Origin of the sequence: Sphingosinicella terrae (assembly GCF_003347635.1) — a bacterium.
GTDB lineage: Bacteria > Pseudomonadota > Alphaproteobacteria > Sphingomonadales > Sphingomonadaceae > Allosphingosinicella > Allosphingosinicella terrae.
Genome location: NZ_QDFY01000011.1, coordinates 128,934 through 146,244, shown reverse-complemented (window position 1 = coordinate 146,244; position 17,311 = coordinate 128,934). Strand labels below are relative to the sequence as shown.

The window sequence follows — 17,311 nt, the reverse complement described above, 5'->3', positions numbered from 1 at the left end:
GTAACCTCGCCCATGGACGCCTCCCTTCGATGGTCGTTCGACACCACCATCTTGGCACATAGATGCCATCGGGGGGCGTCCACCCCATCAATTTTGAAGCCGAGGCCCGCACGACGTTCCCTCACCCTGCGGCTTCGCCGCTGTCCCGCTCCCACGAGGGGAGAGGGTGAGCGCCAACGGCCGGCGGGGCAGCGCGGCGGGGATAAAGGTTACGAAGGTGATGCTTGCCATCGCCTCCCTCCCCTCTCCCCTTGCGGGAGAGGGGTGCCGCGCAGCGGCGGGGTGAGGGCAAGCGGATCGGGCAGATGAGTGCGGCCGAAGCGACGCCCGCACATCATCCCCTCACCCTGCGGCTTCGCCGCTGTCCCTCTCCCGCAAGGGGAGAGGGAGGGGGCATGGCTACCGGCCGGAGGCGGGCGGCGGGATAAAAGTGACGAAGGTGACGCTTGCCATTGGTTCGCCTCGGCCGCCGCCGGCCCCTCGCCTGGACCGGCTCAGGTCGCCGCCCCGGCAGACCGGCGCGGCTGCGGCGGGTGGGCGGCGGCGAGGCAGCGGTCGACATAGTGGGCCGCGGCGATGCGGCCGTTGTCGAACGTCTCGTCGTGGACGACGAGCGGGCCGAACGGGCTCTCCAGCTCGAGGCCGTGGAAGACCCAGCCTTCGTGCAGGGTCGCCGCGGCGAGGGCGCGCGCCTCGGTCCAGGCGAAGGTCTCGCGGGCATCGGGCGCTGAAAAAGTGACGCCGTCGCGGGTCATCTCGATGGTGACCTCGGACTCCGCATAATCGTCTTCGGACCAGTCGTCCCACCAGGTCATGGCGCCCAGCCCCAGCGCGAGCAGACCCGCCAGCGCGGCGATCTCGCCCCATTCGGGATGCCAATGGCCGGTCGCATAGGTGACGAGCGCGTAGAGGAGGAGGAGCAGCCCCACGGGAAGGAGTGCCGGCTTCACCCATCCGCGCCGCCGGCGCCAGTGCGCCGCCTGGCCGAGGCTGCGGGCGACGATCGGGAGCCGGTGCTCGCACGCAATCTGGACCGCATTGGGGGCGGCCACGACGATGTCCTCGGTTACTTCTGTATCCATGCAGCCCTCCCCTTCGGCTTCGTGGTGACGAGCGACATGTACGGTTGCCCGACCGGCTGTCGCAGCGCCCCGAGCGGATAAAAGTGACGAAGGTGACGGCTGCCATTGCACCCTCCCGCTCTCGCCTGGCGGGGGAGAAGTGGCGCGTGGCAGCGGGGTGAGGGCAAGCGGCCCGAGGGAGATGGCGGCCGCGGATGCGACCCGCACAAGGTCCCCTCACCCTGCGGCTTCGCCGCTTTCCCTCTCCCGCAAGGGGAGAGGGAGGGGTATCTCCCGTCGCCCGGAGCCGTCCCTCTCGTCGCTTTCCTCTCCCGCAGGGGAGAAAGAGGGGGCGTTCGCCGTCGACCGGCGGCGCGCCTGGCGGCGGCCCGGAAGCTCGTCTGTCTGCACGATGTCAAGGACATGGGCGCTCCGCGAATGCGGTGAGGGCTCGATCCTTCCTTGGCACAGAATGTGGAACATAGCAAGAACTTCCGGCCGGCCGGGAGAAGATCCGGTGACCGCCGTACAACAATCAGCAGGTCCCCGGCTCGCGCCCCTCCGAGCGCGCGGTCCTGACCATCGCCACGCAGCCGAGGACGCGCTGGCGCAGGCCCGGCCGCATCGCCACGAAGATCTCTCGCACCTGCTCCGGGCTCGCTTCTCCCCCGATGAGCCTCAGATAATCGCCATAAGCGCCGACCGCCGCCACCTCCTCGTTCGTGCACGACGAAAGAGCGGCCTCGAACAAGCCGTCCTCATCCGCGATGCTGCCGGACCGGTCGAGCGCGGACGCCATGATGCAGCGCCCATAAGCCTCGCCAGTGTCGTTCACGTCGCGCTGCGCGGCCACCAGCTCGGGCGGCTGCGGCGGCGACGGCTGGAACGGCACGGTCTGGAGGAGCCAGGCGAGGAAGAGGGCGATCATGTCTCAGCTACTCCGCGGCCTGGGCGCCGATCAAGGCACCCTCACCCGCACCCGCGTTCACCGCCTCCGCCCTCGGCGGTGCCGGACAGGCGCCGGCGGCGACGCATTGGCCGTAGAGCAAGGCGGCGGCGGTGCGGCCCCATTTGAAGTGGCTATTGTCGAGCCGGATCGGGCCGAGCGGGCTGTCGAGCCGCAGGCCGTGGAAATAGTCGCCGCGGTGGAGGGTCTCGGCCATCATCAGCGACGCCGCCGGCCAGGAGACGAGCTCGCGCCGGCCCGGCTCGGTGAAGGTGATCCCGATCTCCGCCACCTCGACCTTGGTGCGCGGATCGACATAGCCCCGCCCGGCGCGGCGCCGGGCGAAGAAGAGGATGGCCCAGAGGATCAAGGCGGCCCCGATCATCCACGGGCCGAAGCGGAAGGCAAAGTCGAAGTCGAGCTCGAAGGCCGAATAGAAGGGCCAGAGGAAGAGGAGGAAGGCGGGGACGCCGAGGACGAAGTCCCAGGCCTTGCGCTCGGCGCCGATATATTCGCGGCGGGTTAGGCTGCGGGCGGTGATGGGGAGGCCGTGGCTGGTAGAGATGGCGAGCGCTTGCAAGAGCGCGGCATCTATTGGCGCTGGTGCTTGATCTTGCATGCTTGTCCCCCGCGCGCCTTCTACCGCGACCTGCGGATTAACGCGAGCTCTTGATCAGCATTAGATGTGGAACGCATGGGGAGTGGAGCAGGAGATTCCTGCAATTCAAATTAGCGGTGGGCTTACAAGAGACTGGCTGGGGCGGCAGGAAGCGATATGGCTACAGTTAGCTTTCTAAGACATTGATGACACGAACGACTTTTCCGGGCGGATTAATCCTGGCCACACCCATTGGGTACAATCGCGGGTTCCGAAAGCGGCTTTCGCCGCGGCCGGAACGCGAGGATTCGCAGGAAGGACCAGGTCGATCAAGGCTCTTCATCGACCGCCTGACCTGGCCGAATGTGGCGATAGAGGCGCTTGATCGTCTCAGAAAGTCGGGCAAATTGCACTCAGCTGGTGGGGAGGGGGGAATTTGACCGTGCGTGCTGCGGGAAGTTCAGCGGATGCGTCAGTCAGCGATGATCGGGCGCGTGCCGAGAGTCTACTCAAGCAGCATCAACTCGCAGATCGACCGCAGATCTTTTCGATCGGAAACTTTGACGATCGCGTTACCGTTCTGACCCAACAACGCCGGGCGCTCAATCTCGCTTGGGCGCTGATCGAAAGCGGCCGGCTGCCAATGGAGGCGGCGCAGAAGCGTTCCCGAATTGCTGTGCTAGGCGGTGGATTTGCAGGCCTAACCTTCGCAGCCGCCCTGATTAAGAAGGGCTGCCAATGCAGCATCAAGATCTTCGAGGAGCGCGATACCTTGCTTCCACTGCAGCAAGGTAGCGATACCCGCTGGCTTCACCCCCATATCTACGACTGGCCCGCGGAAGGAAGCGAGGCCGGGTCGGCGGCGCTGCCCATCCTCAACTGGACCGCCGCCAGGGCGTCCGACGTGGTGGTCCAGGTACTGGCGGCGTGGCACGACGTGGTTCGGGACCCGCCGCAAAAGGTGCCGATCCAGCTATGGTGCAACACGCGCCACCTTCAGCTGAGAGATCAGGACAAGGATGTCGCGCTGATCGAGTGGGTCGGCGAGCGGCGCTATCCGCAATCTGGCCGCGCAAACCCGAGAGCTCCTGAGGCGCAAGGGCAATCGGCGCTATTCGACATCATCGTGGTCGCGGTCGGCTTTGGCACGGAGAATAGCGCTCGCTCATATTGGCGCAATGAGGTCTTGGCGCAGCCGGGGCTGGAGCAGCATGCCTCGACCTATCTTGTGTCGGGCCAGGGCGACGGCGCGATGATCGATCTTTTGCGCCTCAAGATCTCACAGTTTCGCCAAGACCGGATATTGAGCGAGCTCTTCGGCGGCCGCCCCGAGCTTGTCGATGAACTTCGAACCTTGCGCAAGCGTTTCCTCGAGGACAGCGACTTCTCGCTCTATGAAGCTTTCGACGAGCTGATCGGATCGGGTACGCCGGCCGGCCGGCAGATGTCGGCGGCAAGAGACGCGCTGGTTCAGCGCCTTCGTCGGGACACGCATGTCGTGCTCCAGACATTGCACGTGCGCAGCATCGGCGAGCTGCTCGGGCCCGACATCCTTAAGACCTCCTTCCAGAACGCACTGCTGGTTTATTTGCTCTATCGATGCGGCGGCTTCACCCCAGCGTGCGGCAAGACCGAGGAGGTGGCGAAGCGCTTCAACATCACTGAGCCCTTCATCGTCCGGCGCCACGGGACCGATCGGCTGAGCCAGCTGCAGCGGCTGCTGCCCGATCGCCTGTTCGGGCCGATCGAACAAGCCTGGGAGGCTGATCGCTGCATGGCGTGGCGACAGCCTTCGGAGGCCGCGTTCCCCGGCGGCTATTTTGGCTATCCAGGGCGCGTTAGCGAATATCGGAAGCTGGGCAACGCGGCGCGGGCGGTCGCGCGCAAGGAATATCTGCCCGGACCGACCGCACTGCTCGCTGCATCGGTCGCCGGAGCGATCGCCGGCCATCTACTGGCCTTGAAGCCCAGAACATCGCATCTTCGGCTGACCATCCACCGCGTCATCGACATACATGGGGAGGTATTGCTGCAACAGGCGTGCAACTACGTCGGCGTCGGCCCACTCGACAAGGAGCCGACGATCGCGCGCACCTTCCCGGCCGACAATGCTACGATCGGCCAAGCCTATCGAACGCGGCGAACCGTCCGCAGCGCGCCAAAAGTTGCGCGGCGTGATCTCGATCGAGCGATGAAAAGGCTTAAGCTCGACGACGCCTCACGGGAGATGGCGAAGGATGTGCAGTTCGTCGCGGCCATGCCGATCCTGCAGCCCGAGGACTGCTACTATGCGCCAAGCCCCGTTTGCGCGATCCTCTATTTCGACAGCCGCGATGACGGCTTCAACCTCAGCGAGCAGCAGCTCGCCAAGCTGGGTGAGGTCCTGCGCCGGGCAGTCGATGCAGCCAGGTCTGCGAGCAAGGCGGTGCTGCATCGGATCGAGAACACGGCTCTTCTTGGGATACGCTCCGCCACGGATCCGGCCGAGCCACTCGATCCTGGGGTCTCGGGCAAGCTGGCGCTTGTCGAGGCGACGCCCCCGGCGCTGGACCGGCCGTTTGTCCTCAACTTCGACCACTCTGACCTCACGCCGCTGGCCAATTGACCACTCTGGCTCTATCTTGGAACGTATCATGACCAACCTTGCTGCACATCGCGAGCATCCCGCTCGGAAGACCCATGAGCGGGGGCCGATCGTCCACGAGCTCAAATGCTGGCCGAAGTTCTTCGGACCGATCATCGAAGGTCGCAAGCGCCATGACTTGAGGCGGGCCGGCGATCGCGACTTCCGGATCGGCGACCGGATGGTGCTGCGCGAGTTCTGTCCGCAATCCGAGGAGTACACCGGCAGAAGCCAGACGGTCGAGATCAGCTATATTACCTCGGCCAAGGAGCCGTGCGCACTGTCGGATCAGGCACTGCATGGCGATTTCTGCATCCTCTCGATCATGCTCGTGCCTGACGCCTGAGCGTGCTGATCGCCGCGGCCGGCTTTGCAGGCGCCGGCAAGTCCACGGCCTTGCGCCATCTCGCCTCGATCGGGGTAGGCGATTATCATTACGCTGGCGGGATCGTCACGCGGGAGGTCGCACGGCTTGGGCTTGAGGCGGGCCCGCAGAATGAACGGCGCGCCCGCGATGACCTGCGGGAGAAGGATGGGATGGCCGCGCTCGCAAAGATCGCGGAGCCCGATCTGCGCGCAAGACTGCAAGTCGCGCCCAGGGTGCTGATCGACGCGATCTGCAATATTGAGGAAGCCGAATACTATCGCGCGCGCTTCGGCGGGACGCTCGTGATTCTCGCTCTTCAGACCAAGTTCGAGCTCCGCGCAACACGCCTGGCGGTGCGTCCCGAGCGGCCCCTCTCGGTCCACGATCTCATCAGGCGGGATGCCTATGAGACTGAGACGCTGCGCATGGATAAGGTCCTCAATGCCGCCGACTTCACGATCGTCAATGATGGCGACATTGCTGATCTAGAAACAAGCCTTGCCCGCCTAGCTAAGGCTCATCTGGTGGAATGAGCCAGCGTCGCGGCCATGTTGTCCGCGCAAATACGGGAGAATTTGATTTGTGATACTCGGTGCAAGTATGAGATCGCCGGGAAAGGCGACGTCAATCCACGCCATTTCATCGATCTCGGCCTGGGGAACCGGTGTCCCCTCGAGCGCTCCTGAGTAGAGGAGAACGACCACTTCGGTATTTGCCAGATCTGCCGCCCGATCCGCAAAGCGGCCCTCAAACGCGGGATGAAGTACCCTGCATCCCAATTCCTCTGCCAACTCGCGGGTCAACGCGGCAAGGTGATCCTCGCCCACCTCCGGCTTGCCACCTGGAAGGATGAATGAGGGGGCCCCGCGCTTGCGCACGACCAGCAGCCGCCCCCGCTCGACCGCCGCGAGGCCAACCTTAGTGATCTGCTTGTACACGCTCATCCGATGTGCGCCCCATGTTCATCCAGAGTGATGCGCGACTTAACTCCGACTGGCGATGCCGCCCTGTGGACAATCGTCAGAATGGTGGGGGTAAGCTGTGCACAACTTCGCGTTTTCTCGGGATAAGGGTCGGAAGCCCACCGGAGATTGCAGGGCCTGATTCCGGCCGAACAGGTCAAGCGCGCGGCGCCGGCTGCGTGAGGCAACCGGGGCGCGAGATGAGCCGAACGAGACGCATTGCACCGCGGGGCTGTCACATGCGCTTCGCTTAGGACGCTTCCAGCCAATCGTCGATATCCTTGCTCACGCCCTCGAGCCCGCGCTACTCCTCCCCCCCATCCGCAGCGCCGCAATGAACGCCTCCTGCGGGATGCTCACGCTCCCATATTCCCGCATCCTTTTCTTCCCATGAGAGCGGCTTCCTCGATCCCCCGGATCGAGGGCCGCTCGTGACTTCGTTCTGCTTGATGCCCCGCATCAAGCACTCGTCACTTCGTGCTTCTCCAGCAGATTGAAAAAGGAAGGCATGAGGAATGAGGCAAGCCTCATTCCTCTCCCATTCGGAGCGCGGCGATGAAGGCTTCTTGAGGAATCGAGACCGATCCGTACTCGCGCATGCGCTTCTTGCCTTCCTTTTGCTTTTCCAGAAGCTTGCGCTTCCGGCTGATGTCGCCGCCATAGCACTTCGCCGTGACGTCCTTCCTCAGCGCGGCGATCGTCTCTCTGGCGATGACCTTGCCGCCGATCGCGGCCTGGATGGGGATCTTGAAGAGGTGGCGGGGGATGAGGTCCTTGAGGCGCTCGCACATGTGGCGGCCCCTCGCCTCGGCGGCGGCGCGGTGGACGATCATGCTGAGTGCGTCGACCGGCTCGTTGTTGACGAGGATGCTCATCTTGACGAGGTCGCCCTCGCGGTGGCCGATCTGGTGATAGTCGAAGCTGGCATAGCCGCGGCTGATCGACTTCAGCCGATCGTAGAAGTCGAACACGACCTCGTTCAGCGGCAGCTCGTAGGTGAGCTGCGCGCGGCCGGCGACGTAGGTGAGGTTCTTCTGGATGCCGCGGCGGTCCTGGCAGAGCTTGAGGATCGGCCCGAGATATTCGTCGGGGACGTAGATGGTCGCCTCGATCCACGGCTCCTCGATGCTCTCGATCCGGTTGGGATCGGGCATGTCGGCGGGATTGTGGAGCTCGATCGTGCGCGCCGCCGCCTCGCCGGCCGCCTTGGTGAGGTGGATCTTGTAGACGACGCTCGGCGCGGTGGTGATGAGGTCGAGATCATATTCGCGGGTGAGCCGCTCCTGGATGATCTCGAGGTGGAGGAGGCCGAGGAAGCCGCAGCGGAAGCCGAAGCCCAAGGCCGCGCTGGTCTCCATCTCGAAGCTGAAGCTGGCGTCGTTGAGGCGCAGCTTGGAGATCGATTCGCGCAGCTTCTCGAAATCGGCGGCGTCGACCGGGAAGAGGCCGCAGAAGACGACCGGCTGGACGAGCTTGAAGCCGGGCAGCGCCTCGGCGGCGGGACGGCGCACGTCGGTGATGGTGTCGCCGACGCGGGTCTCGCTGATGTCCTTGATCTGGGCGGTGATGAAGCCGATCTCGCCGGTCGTCAGCTCGGCGAGCTGCTCGATCTTCGGGCGGAAGGCGCCGACGCGGTCGACCAGGTGGGTGGTGCCGCCGGCCATGAACTTGACGTTCTGGCCCTTGCGGATCGCGCCGTCGATGACGCGCACCAGGATGACCACGCCGAGATAGGGATCGTACCAGGAATCGACGAGCATCGCCTTCAGCGGCGCCTCGCGGTCGCCCTTGGGCGGCGGGATGCGGGTGACGATCGCCTCCAGCACCTCGGCGATGCCGATGCCGGTCTTGGCGCTGGTGAGGACGGCATCGTCGGCGGGAAGGCCGACAATGTCCTCTATCTCCTTCTTCACCTTGTCGACGTCGGCGGCGGGAAGATCGATCTTGTTGATCACCGGCACGATCTCATGGTCGTGCTCGATCGACTGGTAGACGTTGGCGAGGGTCTGCGCCTCGACGCCCTGGGCGGCGTCGACGACGAGCAGGGCGCCCTCGCAGGCGGCGAGGCTGCGGCTCACCTCATAGGCGAAGTCGACATGGCCGGGCGTGTCCATCAGGTTGAGGACGTAGCTCTCGCCGTCCTGCGCCTTGTAGTCGAGGCGGACCGTCTGGGCCTTGATGGTGATGCCGCGCTCGCGCTCGATGTCCATATTGTCGAGCACCTGCGCCGACATCTCCCGTTCGGTGAGGCCGCCGGTGAGCTGGATCAGGCGGTCGGCGAGCGTCGACTTGCCATGATCGATATGGGCGATGATGCTGAAATTGCGGATCTTGGCGAGGTCGGTCATGGCGCGCGCGCCCTAGCATTGCGGCGGTGGGGACGGAAGGACCCGCTGCTGCGGGCGTGGGGCATGGATCGGAAAGGAAGTTGGATCGCGAGGAGGCGCGGAGAGGGGTGGCGGTGGCGGCCGGCTAGGCGCCAAGCGGGGACGTGGGTTTTTGGGCACGCGAAGCCGCGAAGGCGCGAAGGGTGCGCGGCGGGGCGACATTCGAGAGCGATCGGACAAGGGTGTGGCGGGGGCGCCGTTTGGGCGCACGCAAAGACGCAAAGACGCAGAGGGTGCGAGGTCGGTGGCGGCGGCCGCCCTCCTCGTCGTCGCGGCGGACGCTGGGATCTCAATGCCTGAAGGCCGCGATGAAAAGGAAGAGAGATCCTGGCTTTTCGCCAGGATGACGAAGAGGTTGTGAGCCCGGCTTCGCGGCTTCGCATGGGATGAATCGGGAGGGCGTGGAGGGCAAGCGCGCCCGCGGGATGTGGCCGCTTTTCCCGCCCAGGGCATCTCCGCGCCCCCGCGCCTTCGCGCGGATCCTCAGGCGTCGCCGATGCCGGGTCCGGCGACGCGGCCGGACTGGTCCGGAATGCAGAACGGCGCCGTTTCCGGCGCCGTTCGGTACTCGAAGCTTACAGATACAGGTCCGTGAGGACGAATTCGGAAGGTCAGGCGATGCAGGGGCTGGTGGCGCCGCGGCCGTTGGGGCCCCAGCGGCGGTAGCCGCTCGAATCGACGTGGAAGCGAAGGCCGCTGTAGAAGCCGAGGCCGGTGTCGTAGTCGCGGCCGCGCTGGCCGTGGGCGCTGCAGACGGTGCGGATCATGGTCGCGCGGGTGACCTCAGCGCGGACTGGGGTGAGATCGAGCGCGTGGAAGTGGCGGTGGGCGCTGCGCGGGGCGCCGGCGGAGCAGCGGTTGAGCTGCTCGTTGCGATAGGCGGAGAGCGCCTCGACCGGGCCGATCGCCGGCACCACCTCGTCGCGGACGAACTTCAGGGTGCGGACGATATGGTCCCACTTGTCGGCGGGGGCGACCTCGAACGGCTCCGACGCGCACTGGCGCCAGGAGGAGGAGGTGCGGATCAGCTGCCAGACCGGGACGACATGCTCGACGCCCTCGGCGGCCAGGCGGGCGCGGAAGGCGGCGACCTCGCCGCGATGAGCGGGCGAACGCGACAGCCAGGCCTGATAGTCGCGCCAGGTCTGGCCGGGCGCGAGGCTGGGATCGCGGGTGTGGGTGGATTCGTGCAGCGCCTCGCGGGCGTCGGGCGCCGGCGTCGTCGCCGGGCGGGAAACGGCGCGGCTGTCCTGCAGCCCGGTCCGGTCGAGATGGACCCCGTTCTGGGCCCTGGCGGAGACCGAGGAAGCGCTGGCGACACCGGCCGAGTGCTGGACGAGGGCCGCGCCGGGAATGAGCGCGAGCGACGCCGCAAGCGCGGCCGTGCGAATTATTTTCAGCATTTCAATAAGATAGGGAATATTCGCGACTTTTCAACCGATGGGCGGAACTTGTCGGTGAGTCGTGTGTTGCGCCCGGCCGCCTGAGCGGAGGCGGCTGAATCGATGGGCTACTCCCGGCCGGGATGCCAGGTGGGCGCGCCCGAATTGTACTACGCGAAGACGCGAAGACGCAAAGAGGGCGAGTCCAGCATGGCCGTCGGGATCGATCCTGCGGCTTCGCAACGATCGGCGCGGCGCCAGCTTCCCCCTTCGTCGCCCCTGCGCAGGAGCATGTGAAGAAACTGTCCGCGGCGGCGTTTCGCCGGGTTCCAGCCGGGCGCCAACTTCTCCGAATCAATGCCGTCATCCCAGCGAAAGCTGGGATCTCAATGCCTTACGGTTGCCGCCACAAGGAAGAGATTCTGGCTTTCGCCAGGATGACGAGGAGGGACAATTACTTCACACGCTCGCCGGCAGGGGCCCAAGCGGCGCCAATTGCGCACCGACGCGCCCAGCCCCCATCTCGGCTTGGGCCCCTGCCTTCGCAGGGGCGACGGGGGAGTGGGTTGGCCAACGCCTGTTCGAGCCTTGCGGCGGTGGGAAGCCCGCGGGAAACGGACGTCAATTCTGTCGGGGGGCGGCTTCCGGAGGTGCCGGCGGCGGCGTCGAGGGCGGCGCCGTCAACGGTGCCGGGGCCGGCCGGGGCGGCGTCGCCGCGATCGGGGGCGTGGGCGGCGGGAATGGCGGCGCGAGGGGGTCGCCGCCGCGCTCGAGGATTGCGCAGGGGCTCTCGTTGCCGCGCGGGCCGGCCGAGCCCCAGCGGCGGAAGCCGCGCGAATCGACGTGGAAGCGCTGGAAGCTGTAGAAGCCCAGGCCGGCCTCGGCGGCGCGGCCGGCGCGGGCGTGGACGGTGCACAGGCGGCGGAACAGCTCGGCGCGGTCGAGCGGGACGACGGGCACGAGATCGAGCGCGAAGAAATCGAGATGGGCGCTGCGCGCGGAGCCGCGGGCGCAGCGGTTGAGCACCGGATTGCGATAGCCGGAAACCGCCTCGACCTCGCCGACCGCGCCCTTGACGTGGTCGCGGATGAACTTGAGCGTCCTCACCATGTCGGGCCAGTGAGTGTGCGGCGGCACCTCGAAGGGCTGGCCGCCGCATTCGCGCCACATGCTCGCGGTGCGCAGCATCTGCCAGGTCGGCAGCACCCCGCGCACGCCGGCGGCATCCTGCCACGCCTCGAAGGAGAGGACCTGGCCGACAATGGCCGGCCCCTGGGCCAGCCAGGCCTCATATTCGGCCTGGCCCTGCCCTTCGGGGAGCTCCTGGGCGGCGGCGGGGATGGCGAGGAAGGCGAGGAGGAAAGCGAGCAGGGGGCGGATCATGTCCGGGGTTATAAAGGCGGCGGCGGCGGCGTGGGAAGGGCGTGTGGGGCGAGGCCGGGGAGCGGGCCCTTATGCGCTGAGGAGGCGGGGCTGCCGTCCTGGGACCACGCGAAGACGCGAAGGCGCGAAGGAAGCATGACACGGTCGGCAGACGGCGAGCCGCGAACCGTGCGGAGTCCGGCGGCAGCCTGGAATCCCCTCCCCATGGAGGGGGAGGGTCGGGAGGGGGCGTTCGGCGTTCGGGGGCGGGTACGGTCCGGCGACCCGGCACCCTGCGCCGTTGCGAGGCCAGTGAATCACTACCGGCGCCCGACACCCCCACCCTGCCCTCCCCCTCCAGGGGGAGAGTTTCCCGTGGCGGCGGCTCTCCGCTCTTCCTCGAGGATCCGCACGGGCGCACCCGGCAAGATCGCGCATTTGCCGGGGCGGGCGTTGCGGCTAGGCTCCGGCACGCACCAGGGAGACGGAACGATGCGGATGGCGTTGGTGGCGGCGGTGTTGGCGATGCTGGCGGGCGGGCCGGCCCAAAGCGCGCAGGACGAGCGGCCAGCCGGTGCGGCGGCGCCGGTGCCGGGCACCCTGCTGGTCGGCAACAAGGGCGAGGACACACTGAGCTTCGTCGACCTCGCCAGCGGGCGCGAGCTCGGGCGGGCACGGACGGGGCGGATGCCGCACGAGATCGCGATCTCGCCCGACGGCCGGCAGGCGGCGGTGGTCGCCTATGGCGGGCGCAGCATCGACATCTTCGACCTGGTCGGCCGGACGCGCGTGCGGACGATCGACCTCGCGCCCAACGAGGGACCGCACGGAATCGCCTGGCTGGAGGACGGCCGGATCCTCGCCACCACCGAGCGCAGCCGATCGATCGCCATCGTCGACACAAGCGCCGGCGACGCGGTGCACGCGGTCGCCACCGGCCAGGAAGGGACGCACATGGTCGCGGTGACGCCCGACCGCAGCCGCGCCTTCACCGCCAATATCGGATCGGGAACGGTGAGCGTGATCGACCTCGCGCGCGGGGAGAAATTGCGCGACCTCGCCGTCGGCGGCCGGCCGGAAGGGATCGCGCTGACTCCGGACGGGCGGACCTTGTGGGTCGGCGACCTCGAGGGCGCGCGGGTGCAGGCGTTCGATACCACAAGCTTCGATCGGCTCGCCGAGGTGCGCACGGGCGCGGTGCCGATCCGGGTGGCGGCGAGCCCGGACGGGCGCTGGATCGTCACCTCCAATCTGGGCGACGGCTCGCTCAGCGTGATCGACGCGGCGACCCGGGCACCGGTGCGCGACATCGTGGTGAGCGGCCAGCGCGAGGCCGGGCAGGTGACGATCCTGTTCTCGGCGGACGGGCGGCGCATCTATGCGGCGGAGACGGGGCGAAACACCGTCGCCGAGGTCGATTTCGAGACCGGCCGGGTGCTGCGGCGGCTGCCGGCCGGCGAGGCTGGCGACGGGCTGGCGATCGCGCCTTAGGGGCGGGCCGAGACCGCCGCGGAGGCGCAGCGAAAGCAGCGGGCGCGGTTCAGGCGCAGGAGGAGACGGGCACGCCTTCGACGTTGAAGATCTGAGTCAGGTCGCGGCGGTCGCGGACCATCATCGATGCGACCTGGCGGATATCGAGATCAGGAAACCATTCGTCGCTGATGAGGGGCTGGTAGCGGTAAACGACTTCGACGAACATCGTCGCGCCGCTGTCGGGAGCGACCACCTGACGGCCGGCCGGGCCGATGCCGGTGAGGTTCGTGTCCCCGGCGCTGCCATAGCTCGAGTTACGGCCCAGCGAGCCGCGGCAGCGCTGCCAGGTGATCCGGTAGCGATTGCTGGTGTTGGGGATCGCCATCGGCTCGAGATTGCTCAGGATGACCCGGCCATTGGCGTAGAGGCCGAGATTGCCGGCCTGCAACCCGGCACCGGTGAAGACGTCGTTGATGTGCGCCTCGCTGATCGTCCGCGCCGCCAGCAGGGTACCATTGCCCATCCGCGCTCCGTGATCGGCGATATGCAGCGCGACCTGGCTCACCCGCATGTGCGTGGTGATGTAGTTGGCGAGCTCGGCCCCGCCGACCGCCATCGTCAGAAAGACCGGCAGCGACAGCGCGAATTCGACCAGGGAGACCGCGGAGGAATCCCGAAGAATCGACTTGCGAGGTCCGGAAGGCCGCATCGCCGCCATCTCAGGGCGCCGCCGGGCAGTTGCGGACGACCGTTGGCCCGTACGTGCCCTGCTCGCCATAAGGCTGATTGTTCATCACGGTCGCGCCCTCCATCTCGACCCGGGAGGGAAGACCGATCAGCCCATTCATCGGGAACATCCGGTCATAATCCACCGAGACGGTGTAGACGACCGTGTCGCGAGCGCCGCCCTGCCCCGCATCGCCGCCATCGGCATCGTGGGCGCTGTTGCCATTATGGTCCTCATAGGGCTCGCCCTGATCGCACTCGCCATTGCCGTTGCTGTCGGTGAACGGCTCGCCCTCGGCGACTTCAGCCTCGGTGAAGGTGCGGAAGAATCGACGGCTGACGGTGACCTCGGCTTCCTCGATGCCCAGCTTGCGGAGCTGGTCCCGGACGTGGCCGTCGATCAGGGCGCGCGTGGCCTCGGCCGTTCCCGATTCAAGGCCGGAATCGCGCGCCGCCTTCTGGATCTCTCCTTCGAGCACCGAGCGCACATAGAGCGTGTGACCGGCGTCCATGGCGCCAAGCAGCAGCATGGCGATCACCGGGAGAAGCAGGCCGAACTCGGTCAGCGCCGCTCCGCGGTCGTCGGCCCAGAGACCGACCGACGCGGAGGGGCGGAAGACTGGCCGGCGCCTCATCGTGTCAGCCTCAGCTGGGATATCTGGTCGGCGATCGTCCGGAAGGTGCTGATCAAAGTCGCCGAGTTCGCCGCCGTGAAGTAGCGACCGGGAGTCGCGCAGGCGGTCATCCGGTCGACCGTGTCCTGGTCGGTCGTGCCGAAATAGACGACCCAGAGCGTGATGTTCTGGTTCCTCACCCAGTTGCAGATGGCGGAGAAGCGCGCATTGACCTGCTGGCTGAGCTGGCCACCGTCCGAACTGGCATCGTCGCAGCCGTCGGTGGGAGCGGAGCCGGTGTTGGTCTGGCGGCGATCGTACCAAGGCAGGCCGTAAGCGACATAGTTGAGGTTGCCGGTGCAGGTCTGGCCGTCAGTCATGAAGATCATGTGACGCTCGATCTCCCCCCCCTGCGGAGTGAAATCGTTCTCGTCGGCAAATATCCCGGTCGGGGACATCAGGCGAGCGCCCCAGATCATGCCGATATCGTGATAGGTGTTGGCGGACGTGTTGAGGCTGTTCACATAGTTCCGGAATACCGCCGGATCCGACCAGATTCCGAGCTTCGTGGCCGCGACCGGACAGGAATAGCTCGGGTTGTCGAAATTTTGCGTCGTGGTGACTTCGCTAGTGGTGCGATTGCCGGAGCCGTTCTCGCGCTGGAACACGGCTCGGCGAAGCATCGGACCCCAGTGGGACCCGGCGGTACCGCTCGAGGGGACCTGATCGATGTCGAGGTCGAGCGCGCCGGCCGGGATCGGCCAATAGCTCGCCTCACGGACCGTCGCCCGCTCCTCGATGCAGCCGTCCCAGGTCCAATTGCTCTTCGCGATACCTCTCGCGCCGGGCAGAGTCGCCAGCTCCCGCAAGTCATAGGTGCCCGGCGCCGGAACGGTGCCGGAAGTGCCCGTGGCATATTCGGCCGTGCCGCGAACCACATCCCGAACGCTCATCGGCTCGGCCCGGTAGGTCCAGTTGGTGAAGCCGTAGCGCCGTTCGGTCGTATATTGCTCGGTCCGGACCTGGCGCCGGCAGCTGCGATAGGTGTGGTCGCGGTCGGGGGCGCCCCAATAGCTCCAGTCCTGGTTCTCGCGGTTGTCGTTGCTGTAGGTGATGCGGGTATAGGGGTTCGAGCCCGTCACCACCGGGTTCTGCGCCGGGTTCGGCTGGAAGACGTTATCGGTGCTCTCGTTGGTGAACCGCTCATTGCGACCCCAACGCCCGCAATCGTCGCGATCGATCGACTCCGGATACACTTCCCATTGAGTCGTGTTGGAGGTGACGGTCTCGACGTCGACCGGCGTCGTGTAGTTCGCGACGCGCGACTGATAGGTCCATTCGTCCGCCATATATTCCGGCGGCAGAAGGTGGCCGACACGGACGTTGGTGGCATAAGGAACGAAGCCGAAGCGGATCTGGACCTGATTGCCCGTGCCGCCGGACGGCCCCGGCGATCCCGGCGTGCAATCCACGTCGTCGATATTGTACTTGGCGACAGTCTCGTAGAAGCACTTCACCGCGAACTGGAGCGTGTCCATCTTGCGGCTGGAGTCTCCGGGAATGGTGTCATTCATCGAGCCGGTCGTGTCGAGCACGAACATGACGTCGGTGTTGGGGAGGCGCATCTCGGCGTCGCAGGAGACGGAAATCGTCCGGGTCGATTGGCCGAAGATCCGCATCAGCGTCATCGGCACCTGGACGCTGGCCGTGCCGGTAACCCGACCGCTCGCCTCGGCGAAGGCGCGGGTCCGGTTGCTCGTGCCGTAGCTTTCATTCTCGAAATTGCCGTCGAAGAATTGCAGGGCGGCCGTATTGGCGGCGTTGTTGTTGGCGCTCCACTGACCGGCGGCCATGATCCGGCGGCCGGCGAGGGCGCCGGCGTCGCAGGCCTGCTGAAGGCGGGTCTTGACGAGATAGAGGCGGCTCATGTCGAGTGCTCCGCCGACGAGGCCGGCCAGCGGGAACAGGGAGATGGCCATGATCGCCATCATGTTGCCCGCCTCGTTGCGGGCGAGACGGGTCAGGAACGGGCGTCGCGCCGCGCCCGCCCGGCGCGCCGGGGCTCCCTGGAATACGCATCTGAGTACGCGAAAGACGGACATGCCTGCTCCCTCAACCCGAGGCGTTCACGGCCGGTGCACTAGGCCGATCATCGTTGAGGGCGAGTAAGAGAGCATAGCTAACAAGGGGTTATCCTTAATGGCCGGGTTAACCCTGGGCACGCGAAGCCGGGCAGGGCGACACTGGGCAAGGGTCATCAAAGAGGCGATGGCCACCGCAGGGACTCCGTTCGTCCTGCCCGATCGTGCCGGACCGGCTTGTGCCCGACCCGCTCCAACCGCTAGGCTCGCGCCATGACGGCGCCGATCCACGTCGACCTTCCCCACAATCTCGGCGCCGCGGAAGCGAAGCGGCGGATCGAGGCCGGCACCGGCCGGCTCGAGGAGTTCATCCCCGGCGCGGCCGAGGTCCGATCGGCCTGGACCGGCGACCGGCTCGGCCTCCAGGTGAGCGCGATGGGCCAGGAGGTGAACGCCCAGATCGACGTGCGCGAGACGGTCGTCCGGGTCGAGCTGCTGCTGCCGCCGGCCCTCGCCTTCTTCGGCAAGGCGATCGAGGCCGCGCTGAGGCGCAAGGGCACCGACCTGCTCGAGGACCGGAGCGGCGGTGCGCGGGGGTGAGCGGCGGCCCGGACGAAAGGGCGAGCCGATCCTTGAACATGAGCACGCACGGGCGTGAGCGATCCTCCCCTGCAAGGGGAGGGGGACCAGGCAACGCCTGGTGGAGGGGTGTCAGCGGATCCGCCTACG

Annotated in this window: 15 protein-coding genes; 5 read left to right on the top strand and 10 right to left on the bottom strand. The window is 66.8% G+C overall.

The window, feature by feature from the left end; genetic code table 11:
- Positions 1-494 precede the first annotated feature (494 nt).
- The 3 genes from DDE10_RS18530 to DDE10_RS18520 all read right to left on the bottom strand — a co-directional run bounded on the left by DDE10_RS18530 (position 495) and on the right by DDE10_RS18520 (position 2,587).
- Complete coding sequence (locus DDE10_RS18530; RefSeq protein ID WP_114954272.1) at positions 495-1,082, bottom strand: hypothetical protein; 588 nt, start codon at positions 1,080-1,082, stop codon at positions 495-497.
- A gap of 514 nt (positions 1,083-1,596) precedes the next feature.
- Complete coding sequence (locus tag DDE10_RS18525) at positions 1,597-1,989, bottom strand: hypothetical protein (protein ID WP_114954271.1); 393 nt, start codon at positions 1,987-1,989, stop codon at positions 1,597-1,599.
- A 7-nt stretch (positions 1,990-1,996) separates the two neighbouring features.
- Positions 1,997-2,587: a hypothetical protein gene (locus DDE10_RS18520; RefSeq protein WP_114954270.1), complete on the bottom strand. Its 591-nt coding sequence runs from the start codon at positions 2,585-2,587 to the stop codon at positions 1,997-1,999.
- A gap of 454 nt (positions 2,588-3,041) precedes the next feature.
- Here DDE10_RS18520 and DDE10_RS23565 point away from each other — a divergent pair, with 454 nt between their 5' ends.
- The 3 genes from DDE10_RS23565 to DDE10_RS18510 are packed head-to-tail and all read left to right on the top strand — an operon-like array spanning position 3,042 to position 6,128.
- Positions 3,042-5,210, top strand: a complete 2,169-nt coding sequence (locus tag DDE10_RS23565; protein ID WP_162806723.1) for a Rossmann-fold NAD(P)-binding domain-containing protein — start codon at positions 3,042-3,044, stop codon at positions 5,208-5,210.
- A gap of 28 nt (positions 5,211-5,238) precedes the next feature.
- On the top strand, positions 5,239-5,574 hold the full coding sequence (locus DDE10_RS23560) for a DUF3850 domain-containing protein (RefSeq protein ID WP_162806722.1): 336 nt from the start codon (positions 5,239-5,241) through the stop codon (positions 5,572-5,574).
- A 2-nt stretch (positions 5,575-5,576) separates the two neighbouring features.
- Positions 5,577-6,128 carry an AAA family ATPase gene (locus tag DDE10_RS18510; RefSeq protein WP_114954269.1) on the top strand — a complete coding sequence of 184 codons (552 nt, stop codon included), beginning with the start codon at positions 5,577-5,579 and terminating at the stop codon, positions 6,126-6,128.
- Here the strand turns inward: DDE10_RS18510 and DDE10_RS18505 are convergent.
- The 4 genes from DDE10_RS18505 to DDE10_RS18485 form a co-directional block, all read right to left on the bottom strand.
- Positions 6,102-6,539, bottom strand: a complete 438-nt coding sequence (locus tag DDE10_RS18505; protein ID WP_114954268.1) for an NUDIX hydrolase — start codon at positions 6,537-6,539, stop codon at positions 6,102-6,104. The two genes, DDE10_RS18510 and DDE10_RS18505, sit on opposite strands and share 27 nt — an antisense overlap.
- Positions 6,540-7,084: 545 nt before the next feature.
- On the bottom strand, positions 7,085-8,905 hold the full coding sequence (gene lepA / locus DDE10_RS18495; protein ID WP_114954266.1) for a translation elongation factor 4: 1,821 nt from the start codon (positions 8,903-8,905) through the stop codon (positions 7,085-7,087).
- 650 nt (positions 8,906-9,555) lie between these two features.
- Positions 9,556-10,347 (bottom strand): D-Ala-D-Ala carboxypeptidase family metallohydrolase, encoded by a 792-nt coding sequence (locus DDE10_RS18490; RefSeq protein WP_114954265.1) that lies wholly within the window; start codon positions 10,345-10,347, stop codon positions 9,556-9,558.
- A gap of 600 nt (positions 10,348-10,947) precedes the next feature.
- On the bottom strand, positions 10,948-11,709 hold the full coding sequence (locus DDE10_RS18485) for a D-Ala-D-Ala carboxypeptidase family metallohydrolase (RefSeq protein ID WP_114954264.1): 762 nt from the start codon (positions 11,707-11,709) through the stop codon (positions 10,948-10,950).
- A 471-nt stretch (positions 11,710-12,180) separates the two neighbouring features.
- Here DDE10_RS18485 and DDE10_RS18480 point away from each other — a divergent pair, with 471 nt between their 5' ends.
- Entirely contained in the window at positions 12,181-13,179 is a 999-nt protein-coding gene (locus tag DDE10_RS18480; RefSeq protein WP_114954263.1) for a YncE family protein, read from the top strand.
- Positions 13,180-13,228: 49 nt separating this feature from the next.
- On the opposite strand, the gene DDE10_RS18475 is transcribed toward DDE10_RS18480, so the two are convergent.
- From DDE10_RS18475 to DDE10_RS18465, 3 genes are read right to left on the bottom strand one after another with little or no spacing between them, the layout of a single operon-like run.
- A complete protein-coding gene (locus DDE10_RS18475; RefSeq protein ID WP_162806721.1) occupies positions 13,229-13,870 on the bottom strand; it encodes a TadE/TadG family type IV pilus assembly protein in 642 nt (213 codons plus the stop codon).
- A 10-nt stretch (positions 13,871-13,880) separates the two neighbouring features.
- Positions 13,881-14,522 carry a TadE/TadG family type IV pilus assembly protein gene (locus tag DDE10_RS18470; protein WP_114954261.1) on the bottom strand — a complete coding sequence of 214 codons (642 nt, stop codon included), beginning with the start codon at positions 14,520-14,522 and terminating at the stop codon, positions 13,881-13,883.
- Positions 14,519-16,603, bottom strand: a complete 2,085-nt coding sequence (locus tag DDE10_RS18465) for a Tad domain-containing protein (protein ID WP_114954260.1) — start codon at positions 16,601-16,603, stop codon at positions 14,519-14,521. The genes DDE10_RS18470 and DDE10_RS18465 overlap by 4 nt, the downstream gene beginning before the upstream one ends.
- 252 nt (positions 16,604-16,855) lie before the next feature.
- Here DDE10_RS18465 and DDE10_RS18460 point away from each other — a divergent pair, with 252 nt between their 5' ends.
- Positions 16,856-17,182: a polyhydroxyalkanoic acid system family protein gene (locus tag DDE10_RS18460; RefSeq protein ID WP_114954259.1), complete on the top strand. Its 327-nt coding sequence runs from the start codon at positions 16,856-16,858 to the stop codon at positions 17,180-17,182.
- Positions 17,183-17,311: the final 129 nt, after the last annotated feature.